This window comes from Gordonia sp. NPDC058843 (assembly GCF_042743165.1).
Classification (GTDB): domain Bacteria; phylum Actinomycetota; class Actinomycetes; order Mycobacteriales; family Mycobacteriaceae; genus Gordonia.
Genome location: NZ_JBHYNC010000004.1, coordinates 204,679 through 228,619, shown reverse-complemented (window position 1 = coordinate 228,619; position 23,941 = coordinate 204,679). Strand labels below are relative to the sequence as shown.

The 23,941-nt window shown below is 68.1% G+C and carries 23 protein-coding genes and 1 pseudogene; 6 read left to right on the top strand and 18 right to left on the bottom strand.

Going from position 1 to position 23,941, the window contains the following annotated elements:
• Positions 1-243 precede the first annotated feature (243 nt).
• Positions 244-747, bottom strand: a complete 504-nt coding sequence (locus ACFW3F_RS05135; protein WP_388054958.1) for a methylated-DNA--[protein]-cysteine S-methyltransferase — start codon at positions 745-747, stop codon at positions 244-246.
• A 123-nt stretch (positions 748-870) separates the two neighbouring features.
• Here ACFW3F_RS05135 and ACFW3F_RS05130 point away from each other — a divergent pair, with 123 nt between their 5' ends.
• On the top strand, positions 871-1,296 hold the full coding sequence (locus ACFW3F_RS05130; protein WP_388054956.1) for a nitroreductase family deazaflavin-dependent oxidoreductase: 426 nt from the start codon (positions 871-873) through the stop codon (positions 1,294-1,296).
• 75 nt (positions 1,297-1,371) lie between these two features.
• Positions 1,372-1,536: pseudogene (locus ACFW3F_RS05125) on the top strand (phage tail protein); the annotation flags it as partial.
• 9 nt (positions 1,537-1,545) lie between these two features.
• Here ACFW3F_RS05125 and ACFW3F_RS05120 read toward each other — a convergent pair.
• Positions 1,546-2,598 (bottom strand): fused (3R)-hydroxyacyl-ACP dehydratase subunits HadA/HadB, encoded by a 1,053-nt coding sequence (locus ACFW3F_RS05120; protein WP_388054954.1) that lies wholly within the window; start codon positions 2,596-2,598, stop codon positions 1,546-1,548.
• Between the two features lie 62 nt (positions 2,599-2,660).
• Positions 2,661-3,920, bottom strand: coding sequence for an oxygenase MpaB family protein (locus ACFW3F_RS05115; protein WP_388054952.1), 1,260 nt, complete (start codon positions 3,918-3,920; stop codon positions 2,661-2,663).
• A gap of 142 nt (positions 3,921-4,062) precedes the next feature.
• Between ACFW3F_RS05115 and ACFW3F_RS05110 the strand changes: the two genes are divergently transcribed.
• Positions 4,063-4,713: an MBL fold metallo-hydrolase gene (locus ACFW3F_RS05110; RefSeq protein WP_388054950.1), complete on the top strand. Its 651-nt coding sequence runs from the start codon at positions 4,063-4,065 to the stop codon at positions 4,711-4,713.
• On the opposite strand, the gene poxB is transcribed toward ACFW3F_RS05110, so the two are convergent.
• Positions 4,710-6,446, bottom strand: coding sequence for a ubiquinone-dependent pyruvate dehydrogenase (poxB, locus tag ACFW3F_RS05105; protein WP_388054948.1), 1,737 nt, complete (start codon positions 6,444-6,446; stop codon positions 4,710-4,712). The two genes, ACFW3F_RS05110 and poxB, sit on opposite strands and share 4 nt — an antisense overlap.
• A gap of 132 nt (positions 6,447-6,578) precedes the next feature.
• On the opposite strand from poxB, the gene ACFW3F_RS05100 reads away from it, so the two are divergent.
• Entirely contained in the window at positions 6,579-7,601 is a 1,023-nt protein-coding gene (locus ACFW3F_RS05100; protein ID WP_388054946.1) for an LLM class flavin-dependent oxidoreductase, read from the top strand.
• A gap of 46 nt (positions 7,602-7,647) precedes the next feature.
• On the opposite strand, the gene ACFW3F_RS05095 is transcribed toward ACFW3F_RS05100, so the two are convergent.
• The 10 genes from ACFW3F_RS05095 to ACFW3F_RS05050 form a co-directional block, all read right to left on the bottom strand.
• Positions 7,648-8,286, bottom strand: a complete 639-nt coding sequence (locus tag ACFW3F_RS05095; protein ID WP_388054944.1) for a GyrI-like domain-containing protein — start codon at positions 8,284-8,286, stop codon at positions 7,648-7,650.
• 10 nt (positions 8,287-8,296) lie between these two features.
• Positions 8,297-9,100 carry an ABC transporter permease gene (locus tag ACFW3F_RS05090; RefSeq protein WP_388054942.1) on the bottom strand — a complete coding sequence of 268 codons (804 nt, stop codon included), beginning with the start codon at positions 9,098-9,100 and terminating at the stop codon, positions 8,297-8,299.
• On the bottom strand, positions 9,097-10,065 hold the full coding sequence (locus ACFW3F_RS05085; protein ID WP_388054940.1) for an ATP-binding cassette domain-containing protein: 969 nt from the start codon (positions 10,063-10,065) through the stop codon (positions 9,097-9,099). Before ACFW3F_RS05085 ends, ACFW3F_RS05090 begins: the two co-directional genes overlap by 4 nt.
• Positions 10,066-10,090: 25 nt before the next feature.
• Positions 10,091-10,576 carry a PPOX class F420-dependent oxidoreductase gene (locus ACFW3F_RS05080; protein ID WP_388054938.1) on the bottom strand — a complete coding sequence of 162 codons (486 nt, stop codon included), beginning with the start codon at positions 10,574-10,576 and terminating at the stop codon, positions 10,091-10,093.
• A gap of 58 nt (positions 10,577-10,634) precedes the next feature.
• Complete coding sequence (locus ACFW3F_RS05075; RefSeq protein ID WP_388054936.1) at positions 10,635-11,837, bottom strand: serine hydrolase domain-containing protein; 1,203 nt, start codon at positions 11,835-11,837, stop codon at positions 10,635-10,637.
• Between the two features lie 72 nt (positions 11,838-11,909).
• Complete coding sequence (locus ACFW3F_RS05070) at positions 11,910-13,217, bottom strand: polysaccharide pyruvyl transferase family protein (RefSeq protein WP_388054934.1); 1,308 nt, start codon at positions 13,215-13,217, stop codon at positions 11,910-11,912.
• A 72-nt stretch (positions 13,218-13,289) separates the two neighbouring features.
• Positions 13,290-14,918 (bottom strand): FAD-dependent monooxygenase, encoded by a 1,629-nt coding sequence (locus ACFW3F_RS05065; protein ID WP_388054932.1) that lies wholly within the window; start codon positions 14,916-14,918, stop codon positions 13,290-13,292.
• 118 nt (positions 14,919-15,036) lie between these two features.
• Positions 15,037-15,480, bottom strand: a complete 444-nt coding sequence (locus tag ACFW3F_RS05060) for a hypothetical protein (protein ID WP_388054930.1) — start codon at positions 15,478-15,480, stop codon at positions 15,037-15,039.
• A gap of 64 nt (positions 15,481-15,544) precedes the next feature.
• The gene (locus tag ACFW3F_RS05055; protein WP_388054929.1) at positions 15,545-16,972 is read right to left on the bottom strand and encodes an FAD-binding oxidoreductase; all 1,428 of its coding nucleotides are present in this window, start codon (positions 16,970-16,972) and stop codon (positions 15,545-15,547) included.
• A 122-nt stretch (positions 16,973-17,094) separates the two neighbouring features.
• Complete coding sequence (locus tag ACFW3F_RS05050; protein WP_388054927.1) at positions 17,095-20,295, bottom strand: BTAD domain-containing putative transcriptional regulator; 3,201 nt, start codon at positions 20,293-20,295, stop codon at positions 17,095-17,097.
• 113 nt (positions 20,296-20,408) lie between these two features.
• On the opposite strand from ACFW3F_RS05050, the gene ACFW3F_RS05045 reads away from it, so the two are divergent.
• Positions 20,409-20,777 carry a VOC family protein gene (locus ACFW3F_RS05045; protein ID WP_388054925.1) on the top strand — a complete coding sequence of 123 codons (369 nt, stop codon included), beginning with the start codon at positions 20,409-20,411 and terminating at the stop codon, positions 20,775-20,777.
• 40 nt (positions 20,778-20,817) lie between these two features.
• Entirely contained in the window at positions 20,818-21,420 is a 603-nt protein-coding gene (locus ACFW3F_RS05040; protein ID WP_388054923.1) for a mismatch-specific DNA-glycosylase, read from the top strand.
• Here the strand turns inward: ACFW3F_RS05040 and ACFW3F_RS05035 are convergent.
• From ACFW3F_RS05035 to ACFW3F_RS05020, 4 genes are read right to left on the bottom strand one after another with little or no spacing between them, the layout of a single operon-like run.
• Positions 21,401-21,697: a DUF503 domain-containing protein gene (locus tag ACFW3F_RS05035; protein ID WP_388054921.1), complete on the bottom strand. Its 297-nt coding sequence runs from the start codon at positions 21,695-21,697 to the stop codon at positions 21,401-21,403. The two genes, ACFW3F_RS05040 and ACFW3F_RS05035, sit on opposite strands and share 20 nt — an antisense overlap.
• Positions 21,697-22,527: a polyphosphate kinase 2 gene (gene ppk2, locus ACFW3F_RS05030; RefSeq protein ID WP_388054919.1), complete on the bottom strand. Its 831-nt coding sequence runs from the start codon at positions 22,525-22,527 to the stop codon at positions 21,697-21,699. Before ppk2 ends, ACFW3F_RS05035 begins: the two co-directional genes overlap by 1 nt.
• 11 nt (positions 22,528-22,538) lie before the next feature.
• Positions 22,539-23,522 (bottom strand): malate dehydrogenase, encoded by a 984-nt coding sequence (locus ACFW3F_RS05025; RefSeq protein ID WP_388054917.1) that lies wholly within the window; start codon positions 23,520-23,522, stop codon positions 22,539-22,541.
• Positions 23,519-23,935 carry an META domain-containing protein gene (locus ACFW3F_RS05020; protein ID WP_388054915.1) on the bottom strand — a complete coding sequence of 139 codons (417 nt, stop codon included), beginning with the start codon at positions 23,933-23,935 and terminating at the stop codon, positions 23,519-23,521. The genes ACFW3F_RS05025 and ACFW3F_RS05020 overlap by 4 nt, the downstream gene beginning before the upstream one ends.
• Between the last annotated feature and the right edge of the window lie 6 nt (positions 23,936-23,941).

Below are 23,941 nucleotides of genomic sequence, written 5' to 3'. Positions count from 1 at the left end.
CGCAACGTGTCTCACCAGGCCCTTCGTGGCTCGTCGCTAGCGCTCCTCGCACCTCAGGGACCAGGGGTTATGCGGTTCTTTCGGATTAGGGAGCAGGGGTTATGCGGTTCTTTCGGATTAGGGAGCAGGGGTTATGCGGTTCTTTCGGATTAGGGAGCAGAGGGGGTGGCCCTGCGCACGCTCAGGGCGGGCCTCCGCCAGTGCCGGGGCGGTCGCTGCGTACGCAGTGAGTGCATCGCCAGATCAGAACAGCGTCGGCGGGAGAGCGCCTTCGAACTCGAGCAACCAGCGTTTGGTCGCGAGACCTCGACCGGTCGAGCCTCCCGAGTAACCGCCGAGACCGTCCCCGGCCACCACACGGTGGCAGGGGATCACCAGGGGTACGGGATTGATGCCCATGATCGTCCCGACGCCCCGCGCGGAGACCCGCGTGCCGGTCATCGACGCGAGTTCGCCGTAGGTGACGGTCTCGCCATGTGCGACCTCTTGATGCAGCGTCGAAAGTACTGCACGAGCGCTGTCCGACATCTTGTCGAGGCCGACGGGCAGGTCGAACTCGGTGAGCTCGCCGTCGAAGTAGGCGCGCAATTGCCGAACCGCTTCGGCGAGAACGGGATCGGCGGTGTCGCCGCCGGCCGTCGCATCGGTGTCCGTCGGCCACGCCACGCGCACGACGGCCGCGCCGTCGCTGTCGACGGCAACGGTGCCGACCGGCGTCGGCACGATGACTCGGGATGGTGAGGGCATCGGAGGGATCTCACGGTCGGGGTCGGGTTTCGGGGTCGGGTTCGGCCACAATAGCGGAGGTCACGACAGCGGGCCTCACGCAGCGCGGGGAATATCCCACCCGATCTCGGTGTTCAGCCCACCATGAGTGCTAACGCAGAGTTGAGTCCTGAAGGCTGGGTCCGCGAGCAGACCGAGAAGATCCTCGAGCAGGGCACCACCGAGGGCGTGACGGTCATGAACCGCCCCATCGTTCTCTTCACCACGACCGGTGCGAAGTCGGGAAAGAAGCGGTACGTGCCGCTCATGCGGGTCGAGGAGAACGGCAAGTACCTGATGGTCGCGTCGAAGGGCGGCGCGCCCGAGCACCCGGCGTGGTATCACAACGTGAAAGCGAATCCTCAGGTCACCGCGCAGGACGGTACCGAGGTGAAGGAGCTGACCGCTCGCGAGCTGAGCGATGGCGAGGAACGCGACCATTGGTGGGAGCTCGCCGTCGCGGCATTCCCTCCCTACGCGGAGTACCAGACCAAGACCGACCGGCAGATCCCGGTGTTCGTCCTCGAGTGACGCCGGTCTGAACAGTCCAAAGCCCCCGGTCGAGAGTCCGGGGGCTTTGGTCTGTGACGAGCAGACAGCATCGACATGTACAGCATCGACCCGGCCGGGAAGCGAGCCGTCGGATTCAAGCTCGCCGACGGCCTGGATGTCCCGGACGAGCCGACGTCGAAATTCACGTTCGCGCGCCAGCGGTCGAAGCTCGCCGGCGTCGTCTGCGGGTCGTACTTCGTGGTCGAAGGGGAGTACTGACCCGCTCGCTCAGGAGAAGCGGATGTTCATGGTGGCCAGACCGAAGATCTTGCGACCACCCGACTTCGCCACCACGATGACGACGCCCGTTCGGGTCTCGGCATCGAGCGACTTGATACGCCCGCTGAACTCGATCTCGCCGCCCTCGGCGCCCGACACGACAGCGGGCTGGGACAGTCGGACCGCGTAGCGGGTGACGGCGCCCGGGTCGCCCGACCACGATGACACATACGCGGCCCCGAGTCCCATGGTCAGCATGCCGTGCGCGATCACGTCGGGCAGGCCGGCCAGCTTCGCGCTCGTCTCGTCCCAGTGGATGGGATTGGCATCGCCGGCGACACCGCCGTAGTTGACCAGGTCGCCGCGGGACAGCCGGATGTTGTGCAGCGGGAGTTCGTCGCCGACGCTCAGCTCGTCGAAGTTCCGGGCCCCCGGCGTGCGTCCGGTGTCCTCGGCGGTCCGGACGTCGGCGTCGGGACGTACCGTCTTCACGTATCGGTCCGCGGCTTCGTCATGACTGAAGATGTTGACGTCGTGCATCATCACCTTGCGGACGGCGTTGCTCAGTTCGGGATCGACATCCTCGGCGGTCACACCGACGACGGTCGTGTGCATCGTGTGCACTCGTTCGCCTGCCGCGTCCGTCATGGTGTTGGTCACGGTGATCAGGTCTTTGCCCGCGATGCGGCGGACACTCGTCAGCTCGACATCGGTCGTCAACTCGTCTCCGGCGACGATCGGACGGTGCTGCTCGAAGACCTGCTCGGTCTGCACGTAGGTGTCGTATCCGACGATGACCGATTCGAAGAGCTCCCGGTTTGCCGCCATGGCCGGGATGGAGGTGAAGGTGAGCGGTGTGACGAGACCTGAATAGCCCAGTGCCTCAGCGGATTCGGGTTCCCAGTGGGCGCCATGGTAGTCCTGCACGGCACGTGCGTACTCGCGCACCTTCTCGCGCCCGACCTGGTACGAGCCGTCGAGGACGTAGTAATGACCGACGCGGGATTCGATCCCGGCGGGCTCGTCGGTGGCCGTGGCGGTGGTCGTCGGAGTTTGCGTCACCCCGAACACGCTAACGGTGTGCGCATTCGAGTCCAACTCCGGAGTAACTTTCGGCGGCGATGTCAGCGTCGCAGCCCCTTGTCGTGGGCGTACTCGGCGGGTCGCCCGGAGGTCTGCCAGTCGTGCCAGTTCTCCCGGTGGCGGCACATCGTCTTCTCGTGCAGTCGGCGAAAGCGGGGAGAGAGGCGACGCACGGTCTCGACGATCATCACCGCGGGGAGGCGGAGGACGATGACGAGGACTCCCGGAACCGGACTGGGCATCCGGTAGCGCAATCTCGTCATGGGCAGCATGTAGATGCTCGAATACGCCGCATACATCGCCGCGTTGTATCTGCCGCGCAGCCGCTCGAGGCCCGTGGACCCGCTCTTCGCGAAGGCTGCGGGGAACGACTCGATGAGCTCGGCGCCGTCGTCGCCCGCGTCGTGGCTGCGGGTGGAGGTGACGAATGCCAGTAGCCGAAGCGAATCGGCAATCGTCTCCGGGTACCACTGCGTCCGGACGCCGAGTAGGTGACCGAGATAGCGCTGGTAGTGCAGGAGGACGCGGATCTCGCGGGGCGTCGTCTGTACTCCGGTCAGCCACAGAGCCATCGCCGGCACCACGCTGCCGCCCAGCAAGGTCAGCAGTTGATAGGACTGACTGATCGGATCGCCCCAGCGCTGCCGGTCCCATTCGGGGTGTTCGGCGACGGTGCGTCGAACCCACACGTGCATGACGCGTACCCGCATCGCCGTCGCACGGCCCTGCGATCCCGGCGTGAGCAGCGCGCCGGGCTGCGAGACGTCGATCCAGAAGCGTGAGGTCTCCAGGAACCGGCGCAACGCGTTGTCGCCGGCGTAACCGCCGGCCAGCGAGAGGGGCTTCGCGACAGCGGCTTCGGTGTACATCTCGAGAGTGATCCCCCCGGCGACACTGAACAGGCCGGTGCCCCACCGACGCCAGATCGCCTCACCTTCGGCGATCAACTCGGGGTCGACCCACTCGGGAACGGTCTCGAACTCCTCGAACAGATCGACCAGGGCCGGTGGGGGATTCTCGACGCTGTCGAGGCCGTCGGTGAGTGCCTGATCGAGAAGTGCTCGGGCCGCGTCCCCGCCGAGAGTGCCGTAGACCTCGTCGACGAAGCGTTCGGCCACCGGATCGGTGCGGAACATGTCCTCGGCGAAGGTGCGGAGGTTCTCCTGTTCTGGGAAGAGATCTTTGTGGGTGACCTGCCGGACCAGTGCCCGGACGCGTCGCAGCCGCCGGTTCGACATCGCGGACTCATAGGCGACCGCGGCGGGAAATGCAGGAGCGTCGGATGGCAGCGAGGTGGACACATGAACTCCTGACGAGTGAGACGGATTCTCCTATGTGTATCACTCGCCCGGGAGGGGGTGTGGGGCGGTCGGCCCGTTGACTTCAAGTGAACATGAAGTTGCACCGTGGAGTGGACATGCCGCACACCCCGAGGAGACACCGATGCGCCGCATTCTGCCTGACCTGTGGGAAACGAGCTCCGACAGTCCATTTCCCGGATTGACCACACATGCCTACCTGTGGACGTCGAACCGAAACGTCCTCTTCTATTCGGTCGCGTCCGACGCCGAATTCGACGAACTGGACCGGCTCGGAGGGGTCGACCATCAGTATCTGTCGCATCAGGACGAGGCCGGGCCGCTGTTGGCCGCGATTTCCGAACGCTTCGGGTCGACGCTGCACGCCCCGGCTGCCGAGGCCGACCGGATCGGTGTTCACACGCGGATCGGGGTGATGCTCACCGACCGGCACACCGACGACAACGGTGTCGAGGTGATCCCGACGCCCGGTCATTCCCCGGGGAGCACGAGCTACGTGGTGCAAGGCGCCGACGGCGACCGCTACCTGTTCACCGGGGACACGCTCTACCGCGGCCCGTCGGGGCGATGGGCCGCCGGTTACCTACCGGGCATCAGCGATGCGGAGGAACTCACGGCGAGTCTGGACCTGCTCGCAACACTCGTACCGGATGTCGTCATCTCCAGTGCGTATGCGGGGGACTCGGCTGTGCACCGCGTCGACGCGGCGACCTGGACCGCAGACGTCGCAGAGGCCGCTCGCGGCCTGGAGTCGGCGGCCGGCCGGAACACCTAGTCGAACAGCCGGCGGAACAGATTGGTCTCGGCGAGATCGACCAGTTCATCGCCGCGACCGGACAGCACGGTGCGCAGGGCGTAGAGCGTGAAGCCCTTGGCCTGGGCGGCGGTGATCGCCGGCGGGATGGACAGCTCCTGCCGAGCGGTGACGACGTCGAGCAGTGCCGGACCGTCGTGGGCCAGGAACTCGTCGACCGCGCCGGCGAGATCGTCGGGTTGCTCAACCCGTCGGCCCCGGATGCCGACCGATTCCGCGAGCGCGGCGAAATCGGGGTTCTCCAGATCGGTTCCGAAGTTGACGAATCCGGCAGCTTTCATCTCGACCTCGACGAAGTTCAGTGACGAGTTGTCGAAGACGACGATCTTGACCGGCAACCGGTTCTGCGTGATGGTCAACAACTCGCCGAGCAGCATCGCGAGCCCGCCGTCGCCGGCGAGCGCGATGATCTGACGGTCGGGGAAGGCGGTCTGCGCCCCGATGGCCTGGGACACCGCGTTGGCCATCGAGCCGTGGGTGAACGAGCCGATCAGGCGACGGGCCCCGTTCATCTCGAGATAGCGTGCCGCCCACACCACCGGTGACCCCACGTCGGGGATGAAGACCGCGTCGGCACTCGCCTTCTCGTTGATGAGGCGGGTCAGATACTGCGGGTGGATGGGTGCACGGTTGCGGTCGTTGTCGGCCAGGTCGTCGAGGCGCCGCCGAGCTTTGGTGTAGTGGGCCAGCGAGGTCGACAGGTGTTCGGAGTCGCGCCCGCCGGTGATCGACGGCAGGAGCGCCCGGGCGGTGTCGCCGACATCGCCGACGAGCGGCAGGTCGACGGGGCAGCGTCGACCGATCTGTTCACCGCGGATGTCGACCTGGATGATCGTCGCCTTCGACGGATAGAACTGCTCGTAGGGAAAGTCGGTGCCGAGCATGAGGAGGGTGTCGCACTTCTCGATCGCGCGGTACCCCGACGAGAAGCCCAGCAGTCCGGTCATTCCCACGTCGTAGGGATTGTCGTACTCGATGAACTCCTTGCCGCGCAACGCATGCACGACGGGGGCCTGGAGAACCCGGGCGAGCTCGACGACCTCGTCGTGCGAACCCTGCACGCCGGCGCCGGCGAGTATCGTCACTCGCTCGGCGGCGTTGAGAGTGTCTGCGGCACGAGCGATCTCGGCGTCGGTGGGACGTGTGACGCGAGGGATGCGGCGGATGGGTGCGCCCGCCCGTCGTTTCGGGCACGGCGCCAGGAAGGTCTCGCCCGGGATCACCAGGACCGCGACGTCCTGCTTCTCGACGGCGGTGCGCAATGCGATGTCGAGTAGTCGCGGCATCTGTTCGGGGGTGCTGACCATCTCGCAGAACGCACTGCACTCCCGGAACAGCTGCTCGGGATGGGTCTCCTGGAAATAGCCGGTGCCGATCTCCGTCGCCGGGATGTGGGCGGCGATCGCGAGGACGGGGACCCGACTGCGGTGCGCGTCGAACAGTCCGTTGATCAGATGCAGGTTCCCCGGCCCGCAGCTTCCCACGCACACCGCGAGTTCGCCGGTGAGCGCGGCTTCGGCAGACGCGGCGAAGGCTGCCGACTCCTCGTGCCGGACATGCCGCCACGAGATGGAGTCGTGTTTGCGGAGGGCGTCGGTGAAACCGTTCAGCGAATCACCCGGTAACCCGTGGACACGGCGGACTCCCGCACGCTCGAGTTCCTCGACGATTCTCTCTGCGACAGTGGTCGGCATGACGATCCGTTCGGTCGGGTCCGTGTGACCCGACTATAGACGCGGGTGGACGACCGCCGACTCCTCCGGAGTTCGGCCCACACTGATTCTGCGAGGTCGCTCCGCTGCCGAGGCGATGTGAGAATCGACGGCATGCCACGACGCGGTGCCCCCCTGGAGAAGCTCGGATTCCTGACCATCGGACGCTTCGACGGCAACGATCCCCGCCCCGGTCATCTCGAAACCCTGCGGACGATCGAGCTGGCCGAACAACTCGGCTTCGACAGCGTGTGGGTGCGCAACCGTCACCTCCAGTACGGCATCTCCTCGCCCGTGGCCCTGCTGGCGGCCGCCGCGGTACGCACCAGCCGCATCGAGCTGGGCACCGCCGTGATCCCGCTCGGTCTGGAGAACCCGCTGCGACTGGCCGAGGACCTGGCAACCGTCGACATCCTCAGTGAGGGCCGACTCAATCCGGGTGTCTCCGTGGGTGTACCGATGCGCTACGACGACTACAAGACGGCGCTGTATCCCGAAACCCATGGACTGGAGAACTTTTCGAAGGGGCGGGTGGTGCGGCTCCTGAACAACCTGCGCGGCGAGCCGGTCAGCGACTTCGAGGGGACCGTCGGGATAGAGACGTTCTCCCGGCGCGTGCAGCCGCACTCGCCCGGACTGGCCGATCGGGTCTGGTACGGAGGCGGGCTGAGCTCTGCGATCTGGGCGGGTCGGCAGGGGATCAACTATCTGACCTCCTCGGTGGTGACCGTCGAGGGAACGAGGTCGCGAGATTTCGCAACCATTCAGGCCGAACACATCGACGCCTACCGCGCCCATCACGTCGATCCCGGCCGAGCGCGGGTGTCCCAAGGATTGGTGGTGATCCCCACGGACTCGGCCACCCCGGATCAGGTGCGGAAGTACCGGGCCTATGCCGACAGCCGACTGGAACGCACGTTCACCCCGCAGGGTCCGCGCGGTCTGTTGTTCTCGCCGGATCACGTCGGACCGTCCGACGAGATCGCCGAGAAGCTGTACGAGCACGCGGGATTCCAGCGCGCCACCGAGGTGGCCTTTGCGTTGCCGTTCTCCTTCGACGAACCGGACTACCTGCAGATCGTGGGCGATCTCGCCGGTCGGCTCGGTCCGGCGCTCGGATGGGCACCGGCCGGGTGAGGTAGGGGAAGTGGTAGCGAAAGTGCGTGCTACATGCCGTTTTTCGCTACGAAATCCCGGTCGTCGTCGTGGGTTCGACCGGTTGCCGCAGGAGAGTGCGGAGTTTGTCCGGCGCAACCCGGCGGAAGTCGCTGAAGTAGATCTCGTGGTGATGGCCACTCATCCGTAAACCGTTGTCGGGGATGAACTCATCGTGCATCTCGGCCAGCACCGGGCCCTCGTCGTCGAAGGAACCGTGGTGAAGTGTCTGTACGCACAGCCCCTCGGCGAGGGAGGCGGTGCGTAGATCGTCGAGCCGTGGAGGCGGCTTCTTCGCGCCGACCTGCGTGACAACAGTGTCGAGCAGTTCGTCGTCGATCCAGTCGGGGATCATCAGCATGAGAGTCCAACTCCAGCGGCCCTTGTCGCGGGCACCGGTGAACACTGTCATGTCCGCGGCCCACCAGAGCCCCTCGAGCGGCGGTACGACGTAGTCACGACCGAGTTCACGGCTGCTCGCGAACTTCAGCTTGTAGGCGACCGGGTACAGCGTCTCGATCGTCGCAGCGAATTGCGGCGAGGTGTTCGGGTCGCCCGCGCCGTCGATCATCAGATAACGCATCGTCGGCACGTCGAGGACGCGGATCGCGCCGCGTCGCGCCCGGTAGGCGTCCAGGGTCTTCTTGAAGTCGATCTTCTCGGGCACGGGACCGACCCTAACCGGGGATGCGGCGCCGCTCATAGGTTCGGAGAGCGAGGAAGTAGGAGATTCCGCCGATCACGAGACTCCAGACGATGGCGGCCACAACACTTCCGGTGGGGACCGTGGCGTCGGTGAGGGTGCCGCGCAGGACTTCGATGACGGGGGTGAACGGCTGATACTCGGCGAACTGCCTCAGACCGGCCGGCAGGGACTCGGCCGGTACGAAACCCGTACTGAGAAACGGCAGGATCGTGAGGAACATCGGTGTGTTGCTGGCGGTCTCCACGCTCTTGGCCGCCAGTCCGAGAAACACCGACAGCCAGATCAGTGCGATGGCGAACACGGTGGTCACCCCGAGCGCGCCCACCCAGTCGAGTGCGTCGGCCGACGGCCGGAATCCGATCGCGACGGCGACGGTGAGGACGACGACGATACTGAACAGCGCCTGTACGAGGCTGGCCACCACATGGCCGGTCAGGACCGCGGAGCGGGCGATGTCCATGGTGCGGAACCGATTGATGATCCCCGCTGTCATGTCCATGGCCACGACGATGGCGGTGCCCTGCACCGCCGAGGCGACGGTGACCAGCACGATTCCGGGCACGACATAGTCGAGATAGGCGGCCCGCCCGCCGGCGCCGGACTGCGTGATCATCCCGGCGCCGAGCTGGCCGCCGAACACGAAGACGAAGAGCAGCAGGAAGACGACCGGGATCCCGACCAGCATCACGGTGAGCACCGGAAACCGGATGAGCCGACGAACATTGCGGCGCACCATGACCCGCGAATCCGCCACCGCGTCGGCAATTGCCGTCATGACGCCGCTCCGGGCTGATCGGCGTCGGTGGCCTCGGGAGCGGGGTTGCCGGTGAGGGCGAAGAACACGTCGTCGAGGGTCGGGGCGTGGACACCGACGTCGGAGACCGAGATGCCGGCGGCGTCGAGCCGGTTCAGAGTGGTCCGGACCGTGGTGACGGTGTCGTCGGTCGCGATGTCGAGGCGACGGGATTCGGTGACGCGACGCGCCTCCGGGAGAAGCGAAGCCGCCGCGTGAAACGAGTCGTGGTCGGCGAAAGTCAGGCGCACCTCGGAATCGTGCACCCGGCTCTTCAACTCCGCGGCGGTTCCCTCGGCCACTATGTGCCCATGGTCGAGCACGGCGATACGGTCGGCGAGTTGGTCGGCCTCCTCGAGGTACTGCGTGGTGAGGAAGATGGTGACGCCGTCCGCAGCGAGCCGGGAGATGGTCTCCCACAGCATTCGACGGCTCCTGGGGTCGAGGCCCGTGGTCGGTTCGTCGAGAAAGATGACCCGGGGGATCGACACGAGCGTCATCGCCAGATCGAGTCGGCGTCGCATCCCACCCGAGTACGTCGACACCGGGCGGTCGGCAGCCTCGACGAGGTCGAACTGTTCGATCAATTCCTGCGTTCGTGCCCGTCCACTGCGTCGCCCCAGTCGGCGCAGGTCGGCGATGAGCGCGAGATTGTCCCGCCCGCTGAAGAGTTCGTCGACGGCAACCGACTGACCGGTGACGCCGATCATCGCCCGGACGGCCCTGGTGTGTGCCACCGTGTCGTATCCGCCGATGGTCACCGTTCCCGCGTCCGCGGTGAACAGCGTCGACGCGATGCCGACGGTCGTGGTCTTGCCGGAACCGTTGGGGCCCAACAGTGCGGTCACGCCACCCGCGGGCACGTGCAGGTCGATGCCGTCGAGAACGCGGTGCTCGGCATAGCTTTTCGTGAGTCCGCTGATCTCGATGTCGGCGGCGCCGGTCAACCGATCGGTTCCGTCGTTCGGTCGATCATTTGTCTTGGGCGTCGAGCCGGGCGGCGACGTCGGCAGGGAAGCCGCCGGTGGCCACCGGACCCCAGCTCGTCGGCGTGATGCGGATCAGCGACTTTCCCTGGGTCCGCATTGCGGCGCGGTACTCCTCCCAGTCGGGATGCTCACCGGAGATGCTGCGGAAGTAGTCGACGAGTGCGTCTTCGGCGTCGGGCATGTCGAGGACCTCGGCGTCGCCGTCGACCTGCACCCAGGCGCCGTTGAAGTCATCCGAGAGCACCACGACGCCGGCGACCGGGTTGCGCCGGAGATTCGTCGCCTTGGCCCGACCGGGGTAGGTCGAGATGACGATGCGACCCTGCTCGTCGACCCCGCCGGTGACCGGAGACATCTGCGGACTGCCGTTGGATCGGACCGTGCTCAGGATCATGTGGTGACGCGGCCGGATGAACTCGAGGAGTTCGGCACGGTCGACGCCATCGGCTTTTGCGACTGTTCTGGCCATGCCGCTGACTTTACGCCGGAGCCCGGACTCTCAGGGCCGAGCCGTTACGGCTCTGGACTCAGTCGGGCAGCGCGGCGATGAGGCTCGCCTGGACGGCGTACACCGGGGCCGTGGACTTGCCGTCGACGGTGAGGGCGTCGTCGGTGTTGACCACGATGATGATCGTGGTGTCGGAGTCGTAGTCGTGGAACAGCGAGGTGTTGTATCCGGGGAAGTCGCCGTCGTGCCCCCACCACCCGTCGCGATTGCCGATTCCGATGCCGTATCCGGAGGTGGCGGTGTTCGGCGGGGGCGAGGTGAGGATGGAGTCCCGTCGCAGCTGCTGAGTCGCGGGATCGAGGACGCCCTTCCCGGTGAACAATGCCGCACCCCAGGTCTGCAGGTCGTCGATGGTCGAGATGACGGCGCCCGCGGTGGAGGCGAACGAGGGATTCCAGCGCGTGGAATCGACCGTCTGCCCCTCGGGCTGTCCTTGATCGGTCAGTCCGTCGAGGTGCGGATCGGGGATCTCGACCGACCCGCCGGGCCAGGACGACTCGTCCATCCCCAGGGGCGTGAAGATCCGGTCGGCAAAGACCTCGCCGATGGGTTTCGCGAGCACCTTCTCGATGACCAGGCCCAGCAGGACGTAGTTGGTGTTCGAGTACTCCCAGCCCCGTCCCGGTGCGAAGCTCGGCGGTAGTGACTTCGCGGTGTCGACGAGTTCGGCAGGGCTCCACACGGTCTCGGGATCGGCGAAGAACCTGCGATCGAAGGCCTCGGACGCGGTGTACGACGGTATGCCGCTGGTCATGTCCGCGACCTGTCGCAGCGTCGCCGAGCCGTTGGGTGCGTCCGGGACGTACTTGTCGATCGGGTCGTCGAGGGACACCCGGCCCTCCTGCACGAGTTGCAGCAGGAGTGTTGCGGTCATCGTCTTTGTGAGTGATCCGATGCGCGTGTGATCGGCGGGCTCGATGGGATCGTCTCCGCCTGCCGCGCGCACACCCGATGTCCCCGTCCAGATTCCGGCCGGCGAGATGACCCGGGCGATGACGCCGGGGAGATCGCCGGCGGCCCGCGTCTCGTCGATCGCCTTCTGGAAGGCCGCCGCGGTGTCGGCCGGCACCGATGTCGACTGTCCTGAACCCGAGGTCGACGCCGAGGACCCCGCACCCGATGCCGTCTCCGAGGGCGAACACGCGGCGAGGCCGAGTGCTGCCGCCACGCCGAGGGTTGTCATACGGAGGAGGACCGTGGCGCGCACAGGCTTTCGGCTCATCTGCACACTGTATCGGCAGACCGGCGCGACGAGGCGATTTGCCACAAAGCCGTGAGGTTCCGCGACGAGTTCTCAGATGCGGTGTGCCAGCACCGGTGAGACCGGGTAGATGTCGACCGCCGTGGCGAGTTTCGCCGCGACCGCCCGTTCACGCGCAACCGCGTCGAAGCCGTGGCCGCGCGGCCGTTCCGGAACGGACGTACCGGAATCGACGACGGTCCAGTCCGAGCCGGCCTCGATGAGTGACCGGTGCTTGGTGGAGTAGTACCCCGGCATCGCCACGACCGCGACCCCGGGATCGCCCGCCGCCGCGGCCATGAGGTGCGGATGGAAACGAGTGCTGATCCAGGTGTTCCGATGTCCGGCGGGCAGCCCGTCGCTCCAGACGTCCCGGAAGTTGAGCACGGTGGCGCCGGCCAGACGCGAACCGAGGAGGTAGGGAACCTCGTTGTCGTGCCCCGGGATTCCCTCGACGACGGTGACGGCCGAACCGGGCACATCCCAGGCGTCGAGCGTCGAGCGCACGAAATCGGCCAGGGCCTCTACGCCGGTGGCCCGCGGCCCGGTGAACCTCTCGGTGAGGTCGGACTGCAGACAGAGCACGACACCGTTCTCGGCCGGCGGATCGGTCGATCGGTACAGCGGAGGCCGGGGCCGGTGCAGTGCCAGCCACGCGTCGTCACCGGAATGCCGCGCGGCGACGACACCGTCGAGTGCGTCGTACGACGCGGTGTCGCGCACGTCCACGACGTCGAACCCGGCGAAAGCCTCGGTCAGGGCGGCCCATGCCCTGCCCTGTAGGGCGGGAACGAGCCCCTGACCGGTCGAGGCAAGGCGCGCACCGGACCGCCCGGCCACGGCGGCGGCGGCGACGAAGAGCGAAACGTGGTGCGGCCACACGGTGTTGAGGTAACCACCGCCGAGCAGGTGGATGGTGGTCGCCGAGTTCAGGAGGTCGACTCCCGCGGTCAGACGCGGAGCCAGACCGGTGTCGAGAGCGGCGGCGGCGACCCACTCCCACGGCGCCTGCGGTTCGGCGTCCGCCGCGTACGTGGTCAACTGCCACAGGGTGTCGACGACCAGCATGTTCGGGTGGGCATCACGCAGCAGCGTCGTGGCCGTGCCGGGGCTGTGACAGTCGAGTACGACCGTGGCGTTGGGGCGCATCCGAGCCAGGTGTCGCAGCCACGTCCTCGCGATGAGTTCGTCGCCGTAGTTCGGATGACCGGCCGGGGCCACCAGGTAGATCACCTCGCCGGTGCCCATCTCGCGGCCGAGGCGGGAATCCACCGTGCGGTGCCGGACCGCGGTGCCGATGCGGTCGGCCAGGATGCCCGCGGTCCGGAACAGCGGGCGGGAGGTCGCCAGTCTACTGGTCACGATCCCCAAGATTACGTCGTGACCGGGCCACGGCCCCGCCCGGACGGCGGGGCCGTGGCCGGTTCGCGAGCCCTAGCGGAACGTGCCCTCGAGATAGGCGAGTGCGGCCTTGGTGTCGGTGATGGGGCCGCGGTATCCGACGTAACCGTCGGGCCGGATGACGAACACCGTCGAACCGTCCGGGAGGTAACCGTCGGCGAACAGACCATCGGTGTCGCGGAGCAGCGGCAACACGGTGCTCCCGACCTGTGCCGTCGGGGCCGCGACCACGTGGATGTCGAAGCGGCCGTGCGCCTTCGCGGAGATCTCGTCGGCGAGGGATTCGAGGACCGCGACGTCCCCGGTGCCCGCGGCCGCGTCGGCGTACAGGACGAGCGAGTGGTCGACGCCGCCCAGCACGCCGAACAGCCGCAGTGGGTGATTGACGGATTCGCGGCTGAGGCCCGCCGCATCCGGCGCGCGTTCGCCAGCCCGGGGTGCGGCCGGCGCGGTGGGTACCGCCGACCCCGCGACGATGGGACTGTCGGCGTAGGAGATCAGCAACTGGGCCTCGCGCCGCATGATGAAATCCATGTCGGTGCCATCGGCGCCGATGCCCTCGCGGGCGTCGCGGACGGTGCGTCCCACGACCTCCTCGCCGACCGGACGACGCTCGAGGTCGTAACTGGCGAGAAGTCCGTCCGAGGCGACACCGGCAACGGCGAGCGCGAGCTTCCACGCGAGGTTGTGCGCATCCTGCACCCCGGTGTTCATTCCCTGCGCACCCGTGGGCGGATGGATGTGGGCGGCGTCGCCGGCGACGAATACGCGTCCGCGACCATAGGAGTCGACGATGCGATGACTGATCCGGAACACCGATGACCATCGCAGGTCCGACACCGTCGCGGGTTCCGGTGCGAGCCGATCGATCACGGCCTGGATGTGGGACAGTTCGGGCGCCCTCGTCCCCTCGAAGCCGTGCGCCACACCGTCTCCGCCGGTGGCCGGGGCGACCGCCAGCTCGTCGGGGACGAGCATCGACATCCGGTAGCGGCCGCGGCCGGGCAGCGGGATGCACACCAGCTGGTCGTCGGTGGTGCCGTCCTCGGTCTGGTGCATCGACCGGATGGCGTATCCGCGGGGCATCGACCAGTCCACCACGACGTCTCCGAGCATGTACTGCTCGGTGAAGGCACCGCCCTCGAAGGTCAGCCCGAGTCCTTTGCGCACCACGCTGTGCGCGCCGTCGGCGCCCAGCAGATAGCCCGCACGGACGGTGGTGTCCCCGTCCGGACCCGTGAGCGTGACGGTCACCCCGTCCGCGTCCTGTTCGAATGCCGTAACGGCTGTGGCTCGCTCGATCTCCGTGCCCAGACCGGAGAGTCGCTCGCGCAGGATGCGTTCGGTCGCGTACTGGGGGAGCAGGTGGAACCGGTAGGGGACGTCGGGCGGTGTCGAGAGGTCGACGCGCGAGACCTGACTTCCGTTGACGTAGACGAGCTGTCCGCGCATCTCCAGCCCCGCGTCCAGTACCTGTTCCACGACACCCATGGTCTCTAAGACCTCGAGCGTTCGGGGCTGGATGCCGACGGCCTTGGCGTACTGAGGGGGTTCGAGAAGGGGATCGACGATCCGCACGCGGACTCCGCGCCTGCGGAGTTCGACGGCGGCGGTCAGGCCGATGGGTCCGGCACCGGCGATCAGGACATCGACTTCGGTCATGGAATCCTCCCGTGGTCGGCACTCGCCGACACTCAGAGGATTATCGGTCGATCGGGCACCGACATGGTGCGAGAACGGAGAAATCGGACGCCGAACCGCTGTCGAGCTGACCGGCGGGCTACCTCGGGATGGCGTAGGGGCCGATCGCCCGGGCTCCCAGTCGCTGTACTCGCACACGCAATTCGCGGTCGGCGGTGACCACGATGCGCTCCCGTCGCGGATCGGCATCGGCCACGACGTCGACGATCGTGTCGTCACCCGTGCCGGGTGCGTCCACGACCCGGACGTGTTCGCTCGCCTCGACTCCGCGGGCCCGACCCTCCACCACCAGAACCACCTCGAGCGGTCCCGGCACACCCTCGAGACCGGCCACCGCGACGGGCTCGAGTCGTATCCGCAGCCGGTCGGCGGCCCCGCGACGATCGCGCCACCACCCGTCGGGCACCGATCCGACGACGTTGGCGCCGTCAACGATCAGCAGTGGCCGGCTGCCGGCTCGGTGCCCGGAGGCCGGACGCGTGTCGCTCGACGATCTGGATCGGGGTCGGGGCGGGTCGGACATGGGGATCATCAGCGCATACGTCGGACCCGGACGCAAGTGTGGCCGGTGTGAACGATCATCCCCGTCAGACGTCGCCGTGGCAGAAGCGGTCCGCCGGATCGAGGGCGGCCTTGATCTCGGCGAGCCGCCGTCGGTTGGCCGGGCTGAATGCCTCGCCGGAGCGTGCCACCCGTTCGGAACCTGAGGTGAAGTTGAGATAGGCGGCTCCGGTCACGTAGGGCGCGAGCTCGGTGCGCGCCATTCGCAGCGTCGATTCGACCGCCAGGGCCACCTGCGGATCGGGAACTGCCGCAACGAGTTCGAGGAGGAACTGTCCTGCCCGGCCCCGATCGTTGGGCGCATGTTCTGCTCCCCGGGCGATCGCTCCGCCGGCGTGGCGGATCTCGCCGCACACGATCAGCGGCGCCGACGCCGGCGCGGGTCGGACCCGACCTGCGACGATGTCGACGGCCTCGTCCGGCAGTTCGTCGAACCATTCGGTGGTGACCATCACCGGCATCGGCTCGGTGGGATCCATGCTGACCGCGTCGATCGCGGCGAACGGCAGGACGTCCCACTGGTCGACGACCGGTGTGCGCCAGGCGCGCCACTCGTCGACGACCGCGCGACCGGCGTCGAGGTCCCCCGACCAGCAGCCGCGCACGACCGCGAAGCTCCGGCCGCGGAGTGGCTCCGGGACGTCATCGGTCGGCGGGAGGTTCAGGATGGCGACGGCGGACGTCAACTCCTCCGACTGCGCCGGGGCCCACTCGCGGAAGCGACGGATGATCTCCTCGGCGTCGGCGGCCGGGTAGAACAGGTTGCCCGCGTACACGGTGGACACCTCGACCAGCGCGATCTCCATGGACGTCACCACGCCGAGACCACCTGCGCCGGCACCTCTCAACGCCCAGAAGAGGTGGGGGAAGCTGGTGTCGGAGACCCGCATCGGCGTGCCGTCCGGGGTGACCAGGTCGAAGGAGAGCACGTGGTCCGACGAGAGGCCGAAGCGCCGACCGAGCCAGCCGAAGCCACCGCCGAGGGTGTAGCCGATGGCCCCGACGCCGCCGGCCGAACCCATCAGCGGCGCCAACCCGTACGGGGTCGTGGCGTCGAGAACCGTCCGCCACGTAGCCCCTGCGCCCAGCCGGGCGGTCCGGGAGACCGGGTCGACGCTCACCGAGGACAGTCGGGAGGTGTTGATCAGCAATCCGCCGTCGGCGGGCCTCCCGGTGCCGTGACCCGTCGCCTGCACGGCGACGCGAAGGTCCTCCTCGGTGGCGAACCGGACCGTCTCCACGACGTCGAAGTGGTTCGCGGGAACCACGATCACAGCCGGACGGTGTACGTCGAGCCGGTTGAACCCGGACCGCGCAGCCAGGTAGCCGACGTCACCGGGGCCGTAGACATCGCCGGCGATCCGGTCACGAAGTTGCGCGAGGACCGAGGTGCGGGTTCGGACGGTCAGGCGTTCGGTGTTCTCGGGTGGGGAGGAGGCGGGAGTCGCGGTCATCGGCAGGTCCTCGGTAGCGGCCGGATCGCTCCGGCAGGATTCGTCGGTCTCCCGGCGCACGCCGGATTCCCGACAAGGGTCACCGAGCGGCCTTGACGACGACTTGGGACGGACTTGAGCGCTCAGGCCGGTGCGGTGAGTCCCCAGGTCGACGTCAGCCCGTCGATCCTTTCGACCAGCCCGTTCGCCTCCTGCCTGAGTGCGGTGTCGCGCGCGGCGGCGAGGGTCGCACCGACCAGAGACGCCGGACGACCGTTGGCGTATTCGTAGCGTGCGCGGACGACGAGTCGGTGTGCGTCGGCGTACCGTTCGCCGGTGCGGTCGGCGAGGTCCGCGGCCCGGTCGAGGAGGGTCGCGGCGTCGGTGAGCTTGCCGGCGACCACGAGGACCTCGGCGTGCAGACCCAGCCAGTAGCCCTCACCCGTCCGCGGGTGATCCTCCATCCCGGTGTCGTCGGCCCCGAGCCGGTCGATGTGGGCGAGGGCTTCGTCGATGTCGCCGGTGAGTGCCCGCGCCCACCAGTACATCCGTTCTCCGCCGCGACGGAGGTAGGCGAGCGCACCGGCGTTCTCGGAGGTGATGGCCAGACCGGCGTCCAGAACCCATCCGGCGTCGCCGAGCATCGACGCGGCGCCGACCGCGAAGATGGCCATGCCGAGTTGCGACCGTGGATCGGGATGGGCGTCGGCCATCGTCGCGAACAGCGCGCGGCCGGAATCGGTACCGAGATGAGCGGTCGTCGCCCAGGCGCGGAAGCCGCGTGCCATGACGAGCTGATCGTCCCGAAGGCCCTCGACATCGACGTCGATCGGTGCGTAGGTCTCCAGGATTCGATATGCCGCACCGAAATTCCCGCGGTGGAACTCGTCGATACCGGCGGCGTGCATGCCCAGATGCGTGACGACCGGATCGTCGGATCGTTCGGCGCGCCGCCGCAGATCCTCCGCGAGGCGGTGACCGGTGTGCGCGTCGGCGATCTGGATGTGGGCCGCGCAGCGCGCGTAGTCCAGGGTGGCGAGCAGGCGTGTGTCGCCCAGTGTCGAGGCGAGTGCTCGGGCCCGCTCCTGCAGGTCGGGATCGGCGGCGAAATACCCGTGCGCGGCCACCTCGCCGGCCAGCTGCGTGGTGATCGCGATGAGTTCGGCCCGTTGGTCACCGGTCGCGCGGGCAAGCGTCGCAGCATCTCCGAGGTGCCTGCGAGCGCCGTCGAAATCATAGGTGCGCAGGGCGATGTTCCCCGCCGTGAGCAGAGCGGTGGTGGTGCGCTCCCGATCGGCCAGCGGTCCGGCGGACCACAGATGTCGGGCGACTCGCGTCACCGCATGCGGCGTTGAGTTGCCTGCGAGGGCGTCGGCGATCGCGAGATGCAGACGCCGAGCGCGCATCGCGGTGATCCCGTCGGCAACGGCCTCCCGGATGATGTCGTGACTGAAACCGAATCCGAACGGATCGTCCGGTCCGAGATCGATGACCCCCGCATCGCCCGCGGGCTCGAGGAGATCCAGTGCCTCGTCGACCGGCCGGTTCGCGGCGGTCGCCAGTAGAACGAGGTCCACGCGGGTCCCGATGAGCGACGCGAGTTCGAGCAGTTCGGTCGTGTCCGTGGACAATCCGACCAGTCGCTGGCGCACCACGTCCCGGACGCCGGAGGGGACCGCGCTGCCCGCGATGGATCCGCGGTCGGCCAAGATGCGGGCGAGTTCGCGGACGAAGAACGCGTTGCCTCCGGTCCGTCGCTGGATCGACGACACGGTCGCGACCTCGGGCCACTGTCGGGTCTCGCGCCGGATGAGTTCGGAGATGTCGTCGCCGCCGAGCGGGCCGACGTGGATGCGACGGTGTTCCGGGAGTCGGGCGAGCGTCGCCAGGGTGGCGGCGACGACGGGCCGGGCAGACGGCGAACGGAGCGAGGCGAAGAACGTCACGCCGGTGGTCCGCCGGGTGGCCATGTGCGCGAACAGCTCCAGCGACGCACCGTCGGCCCACTGCAGATCGTCGAGCACGATGATCAGCTTGGACGTCGCGGCCACCCCGTCGAGGAGGTCCGCGGCCTGGTCGTAGAACTGGAATCGCGCTGCCGCGTCGGGCATCTGCCGGGGAGGCGGGATCACGTTGACGCCCTCGGTCACCATCCGGCCGAGTGAACTGTCGAGGAGCCGCTCCCGGTCGGCGGGATCCAGCCGGGGCAGCACCGCACCGAGGATCTGCACCCAGGGCCACATCGACGGGGCCGCCGGGTCATCGACGCAGCGACCCCAGAGGACCCGGAGATCGGCGGCGCCCTCGGCCCGGCGGCCCGCTTCGTCGATCAGCGCGGTCTTTCCCGCACCCGGCTCACCCTCGACCACGACGACGCCACCGTGCCCCGACATCGACGCGAGGACCGCACGATGCAGTGCGGCGAGTTCGTCGGTCCGACCGACCATCGACGGCGCGTCGTCGGGTCCGCCGTCCTCGACAGCATCGTCGTCAGCCCGGCCGGTTGGGCGTGGCGGGCCAGGCGTGGGGAGGTCCGGAGCACTCGCGGGAGCGGGCGCGCGACCGGCGGTCGGCACGTCGAGATGCGGAGCGTGATCGAGGATGTCGCGTTCGAGGGTCCGGAGTCGTGGCCCGGGGTCGACGCCGATCTCGTCGGCCAGGATCCGGCGAGCAGTGGCGATCGCACCGAGCGCGTCGGACTGGCGACCGAGGCGGTAGAGCGCGGTGGCGAACAGCACCCAGAGCCCCTCGTCGAGTGGAGAACGCTCGACCTCGCTCTCCAGCTCGGTCACGAGCAGACGATGATCGCCGTCGGCCATCCGGGCCTCGAAGGACATCTCTCGCGCGGCCTGCAGCATGCGGTCGAGGTGATCGGCGGCCTCGTCCCGGAACGCAAGCCCCTCGAACTCGGGGAGCAGCGGGCGATAGTCGTCGAGCACTGTGCGCAGCAGCGGCGCGGCCCCGGCCGCGTCGCCTTCCTGCATCAGGGTGCGCGCGGCGACCACGCGGGCGGTCAGCCGGCGGACGTCGACCTGTTCGGCGGACGTGGGGAGGCTGTAGCCGGTCCCGTGGGTGAGCAGGACCGTGGAGGGAGTCCGTGGTCTCCGATGTGGTTCGAGGGCCTTGCGCAGACCGGAGATGTAGGACTGGAGTGACACTTCGGCTCGTTCGGGAGGCGAGTCTCCCCAGATGCCCTCGATCAGACTGTCGGCACGCACCGGCGCGCCCTCGGCGAGGATCAGCTGAGCGAGTGTCGCCCGCTGCTTGCGCGTGCCGAGTTCGACGGGGTCGGAACCGATCTGAGCTCCGAGGCCGCCCAAGACCGTGTAGGAGATTTCGAGCATCAGCGTGAGTGTAAGTGGTGACCGCACCTGCAGGGCGGGTAGTGGCGAACGTGGCCGGCGATCCGCGCGCGAGCAGCTCGGAGCTGTCGGTGGCCGGGAGTAGCTTGGCAGCCATGAGTCTCGCATTGGGCATGATCACCGTCGACACGCTCGCACCCGCGCCCCTGGCGACGTGGTGGGCCGAGCAGCTCGACGGCCGCATCGTCGAGGACAACGACGGGTACTTCGTCGTCGTCGCGGTCGGGGAGGGCGCACCACTGTTCGCGTTCCAGCAGGTCGAGGACCCCACACCCGGGAAGAACCGCCTCCATCTCGACCTGACGACCGACGATCTCGAGCCGGAGGTCGACCGGCTCGTGGCCGCCGGCGCAACCAAGATCGCCGATCGTGAGATGCCGGGTTTCGCGTGGGTCACTCTGGCCGACCCCGACGGCAATGAGTTCTGTGTGTCGGCCCGACACGACGCGGAGGTGGCATCCTGACACGCTGCCGCTCCGACCGGCCGTACGCCGGGTGGCTCTGATGGGATTCACCCGCGCCGAACTCCTCGGCTATCAGAATCGCACCGTCGACGACCTCGTCGGCGACGATTGCCGACTGCTGTTCGTCGGGATCAACCCGGGTCTGTGGACGGCGGCCACCGGAGCGCATTTCGCGCGTCCGGGCAATCGGTTCTACCCGGCGCTCGCCGGGGCCGGCATCGTCGACCACGTGATCGACGCATCGCGCGGGATGTCCGAGGCCGATCGGACCCTGCTGCTCGACCGCGGTGTGGGAATCACCAACGTCGTGCCGCGCGCCACCGCGACCGCCGCCGAGCTGACCGTCGACGAGTTCCGCGAAGGCGGTCGCCGTCTGCGCGAGCGGGTTCGCGACATCAGCCCCCGCGTCGTCGCCATCGCCGGGATCACCGCATATCGCAGCGCGTTCGGGCGCCGCGATGCCGTGCCGGGACGGCAGGACGAGGAATGGGACACCGGCACAGGGGCCGGCGCCGAACTGTGGGTGGTTCCCAACCCGAGTGGACTCAACGCCCATGAGACGGTGGAGTCCCTGGCTGCCGCCTACCGCCGGGCCGCGGTCGCCGCCGGGGTCGTGGAAGACCTCAGAAGTCCTCGGAACTGATGACGCGGCGCCGTACCGACAACAGCTCGACCTCGGGGTGACCGGCCGCAGATCGTTCGACGGCGTCGAGCACGTCGACGACGTGCCCGCGGTCGGCGGCCACCGCGCTGACCCCGATCACGGTTCGACGATGCATGTCGAGATGACCCACTTCGGCGGCCGACACCGTATACCGCTTACGGAGATCGGCGATGATCGGTCGTACCACCGACCGCTTCTCCTTCAGCGAGTGCACGTCACCGAGTAGATAGTCGAACTCGCAGAACCCGATCCACATCAGTGGTCGGTGCGGATCAGCGTCGCCACGTGATCGGGTACGTACTTGGACAGCGAGCGCGGGGGCCGGTGATAGTTGCCCGACTCGATGGGATGTTTGGGCAGGGACACGCGGGGACGCGGGACCTCCGCGTAGTCGATGGTGGACAACAGGTGCGAGATCATGTTGAGCCGCGCATGCTTCTTCACGTCGGACTCGACGACGAACCAGGGACTCAGGGCGGTGTCGGTGTGGACCATCATCTCGTCCTTGGCACGCGAGTAGTCCTCCCATCGATACACCGACTCGAGGTCCATCGGACTCAGCTTCCATTGCCGCACAGGGTCGTTCATGCGTGACCGGAACCGTTTGAGCTGCTCGTCGTCGGACACCGAGAACCAGTACTTGCGCAGCAGGATGCCGTCGTCGATGAGCATCTGCTCGAAGATCGGGGTCTGACGCAGGAACCGCGAGTGCTCCTCGGGCGTGCAGAACCCCATGACCTTCTCGACGCCGGCCCGGTTGTACCAGGACCGGTCGAACAACACGATCTCGCCGGGCGCGGGCAGGTGGGCGACGTAACGCTGGTAATACCACTGTCCGCGTTCACGATCCGTCGGTGCAGGCAACGCGGCGACTCGCGCGATCCGCGGGCTGAGGTACTCGGTGATGCGTTTGATCGTTCCGCCCTTGCCTGCGGCGTCGCGGCCCTCGAAGACGACCACCACGCGAGCGCCGCTCTCGCGGACCCACTCCTGGAGCTTCACGAGCTCGGTCTGCAACCGGAACATCTCGGCCTCGTAGACCTTGTTCGGGACCTTGGCCTGCTTCGGTTTGTCCTTCTTCGACATGAGCAGAAAGACTACGGGGTCGCGACGGCCTCGCGCTCGGATTGCAGCTCGGCGACCGATGCGTCTATGCGTGCGCGGGAGAAGTCGTTGATGTCGAGGCCCTCGACGATCTGCCACCGGCCGTCGACCGACCGCACCGGGAACGAGCAGACGAGTCCGTCCGGGACGCCGTACACACCCGGAGACGGCAGCGCCACCGACGTCCAGTCGTCCGCGGGTGTGCCGAGCACCCAGTCGTGCACGTGGTCGATCGTGGCGTTGGCCGCCGAGGCCGCCGACGACGATCCGCGGGCCTCGATGATCGCGGTGCCACGCCGGGCGACGGTCGGGATGAAGTCGTCGACGAGCCACTCGCGGTCGGCGGCGATGTCCGAGCCGCTGCGGCGGCCGACCCGAGCATGAAAGATGTCGGGGTATTGCGTCGCGGAGTGGTTGCCCCACACGGTGACCCGACTGATCTCGTCGACGCTCGCGCCGGTCCGCCGGGCGAGCTGCGCGATCGCACGGTTGTGGTCGAGGCGGGTCAGGGCGGTGAACCGGTCGGGCGGTACCTCGGGCGCGTGCGCGGCGGCCACTGCCGCGTTCGTGTTGGCGGGATTGCCCACGACGATCACGCGGATGTCGTCCGCGGCAACGTCGTTGATGACCGAACCCTGGGCGGCGAAGATGTCGGAGTTGGCGGCGAGAAGGTCGGCGCGCTCCATGCCCTTCGTGCGTGGACGGGCGCCGATGAGCAGGCCGAAACTCGCGCCGTCGAATGCCTTGCGCGGATCGTCGAGGACGTCGACCGACTTGAGGAGGGGGAACGCGCCATCGTCGAGTTCCATCGCGGTGCCGACCGCGCCGGAGATCGCCTGCGGCAACTCGAGCAGTCGTAGGGCGATGGGCTGGTCGTGACCGAGCATCGCGCCGGCCGCGATGCGGAAGACGCTGGCGTACCCGATGCTGCCAGCGGCTCCCGTGACGGTCACGGTCACGGGAATCCGCCGGTTCACGACGGCTTCTCCGTGAGCAGGACCTGCGCCGCGGGGCCGACGAGGACGAGGGCGTGGCCTACCGAATACCAGGTCAGCGGTTCCTTGGTGAACTCGGTGACCCAGGCATCGGCCTCGGCGCGGGGCCCGGGACAGGCCATCATCGTCGAGGCGAGCGATCCGAGACGCAACAGGGAGTTGTCGACGCGGAGATCGCCGATGTGTCTGTTGCACCCGGCCGAGAGGGCGATCCGGTTGGCGGCGGGAAAGCTGACCTCCAGCGGTCCGCCGCCGGGGATCTGCTCTCCGGTCACAGCGGTCGAGGTGTAGGTCTTGCCGACGAAGCCGGGTGCCGGCGGCGCGGCGGACGCGGAGCCGGTGCCGACGAGCGTCGTGCCGAGCGCGACGATCACCACGCTGAGCAGCAAGGCCATGCGTAA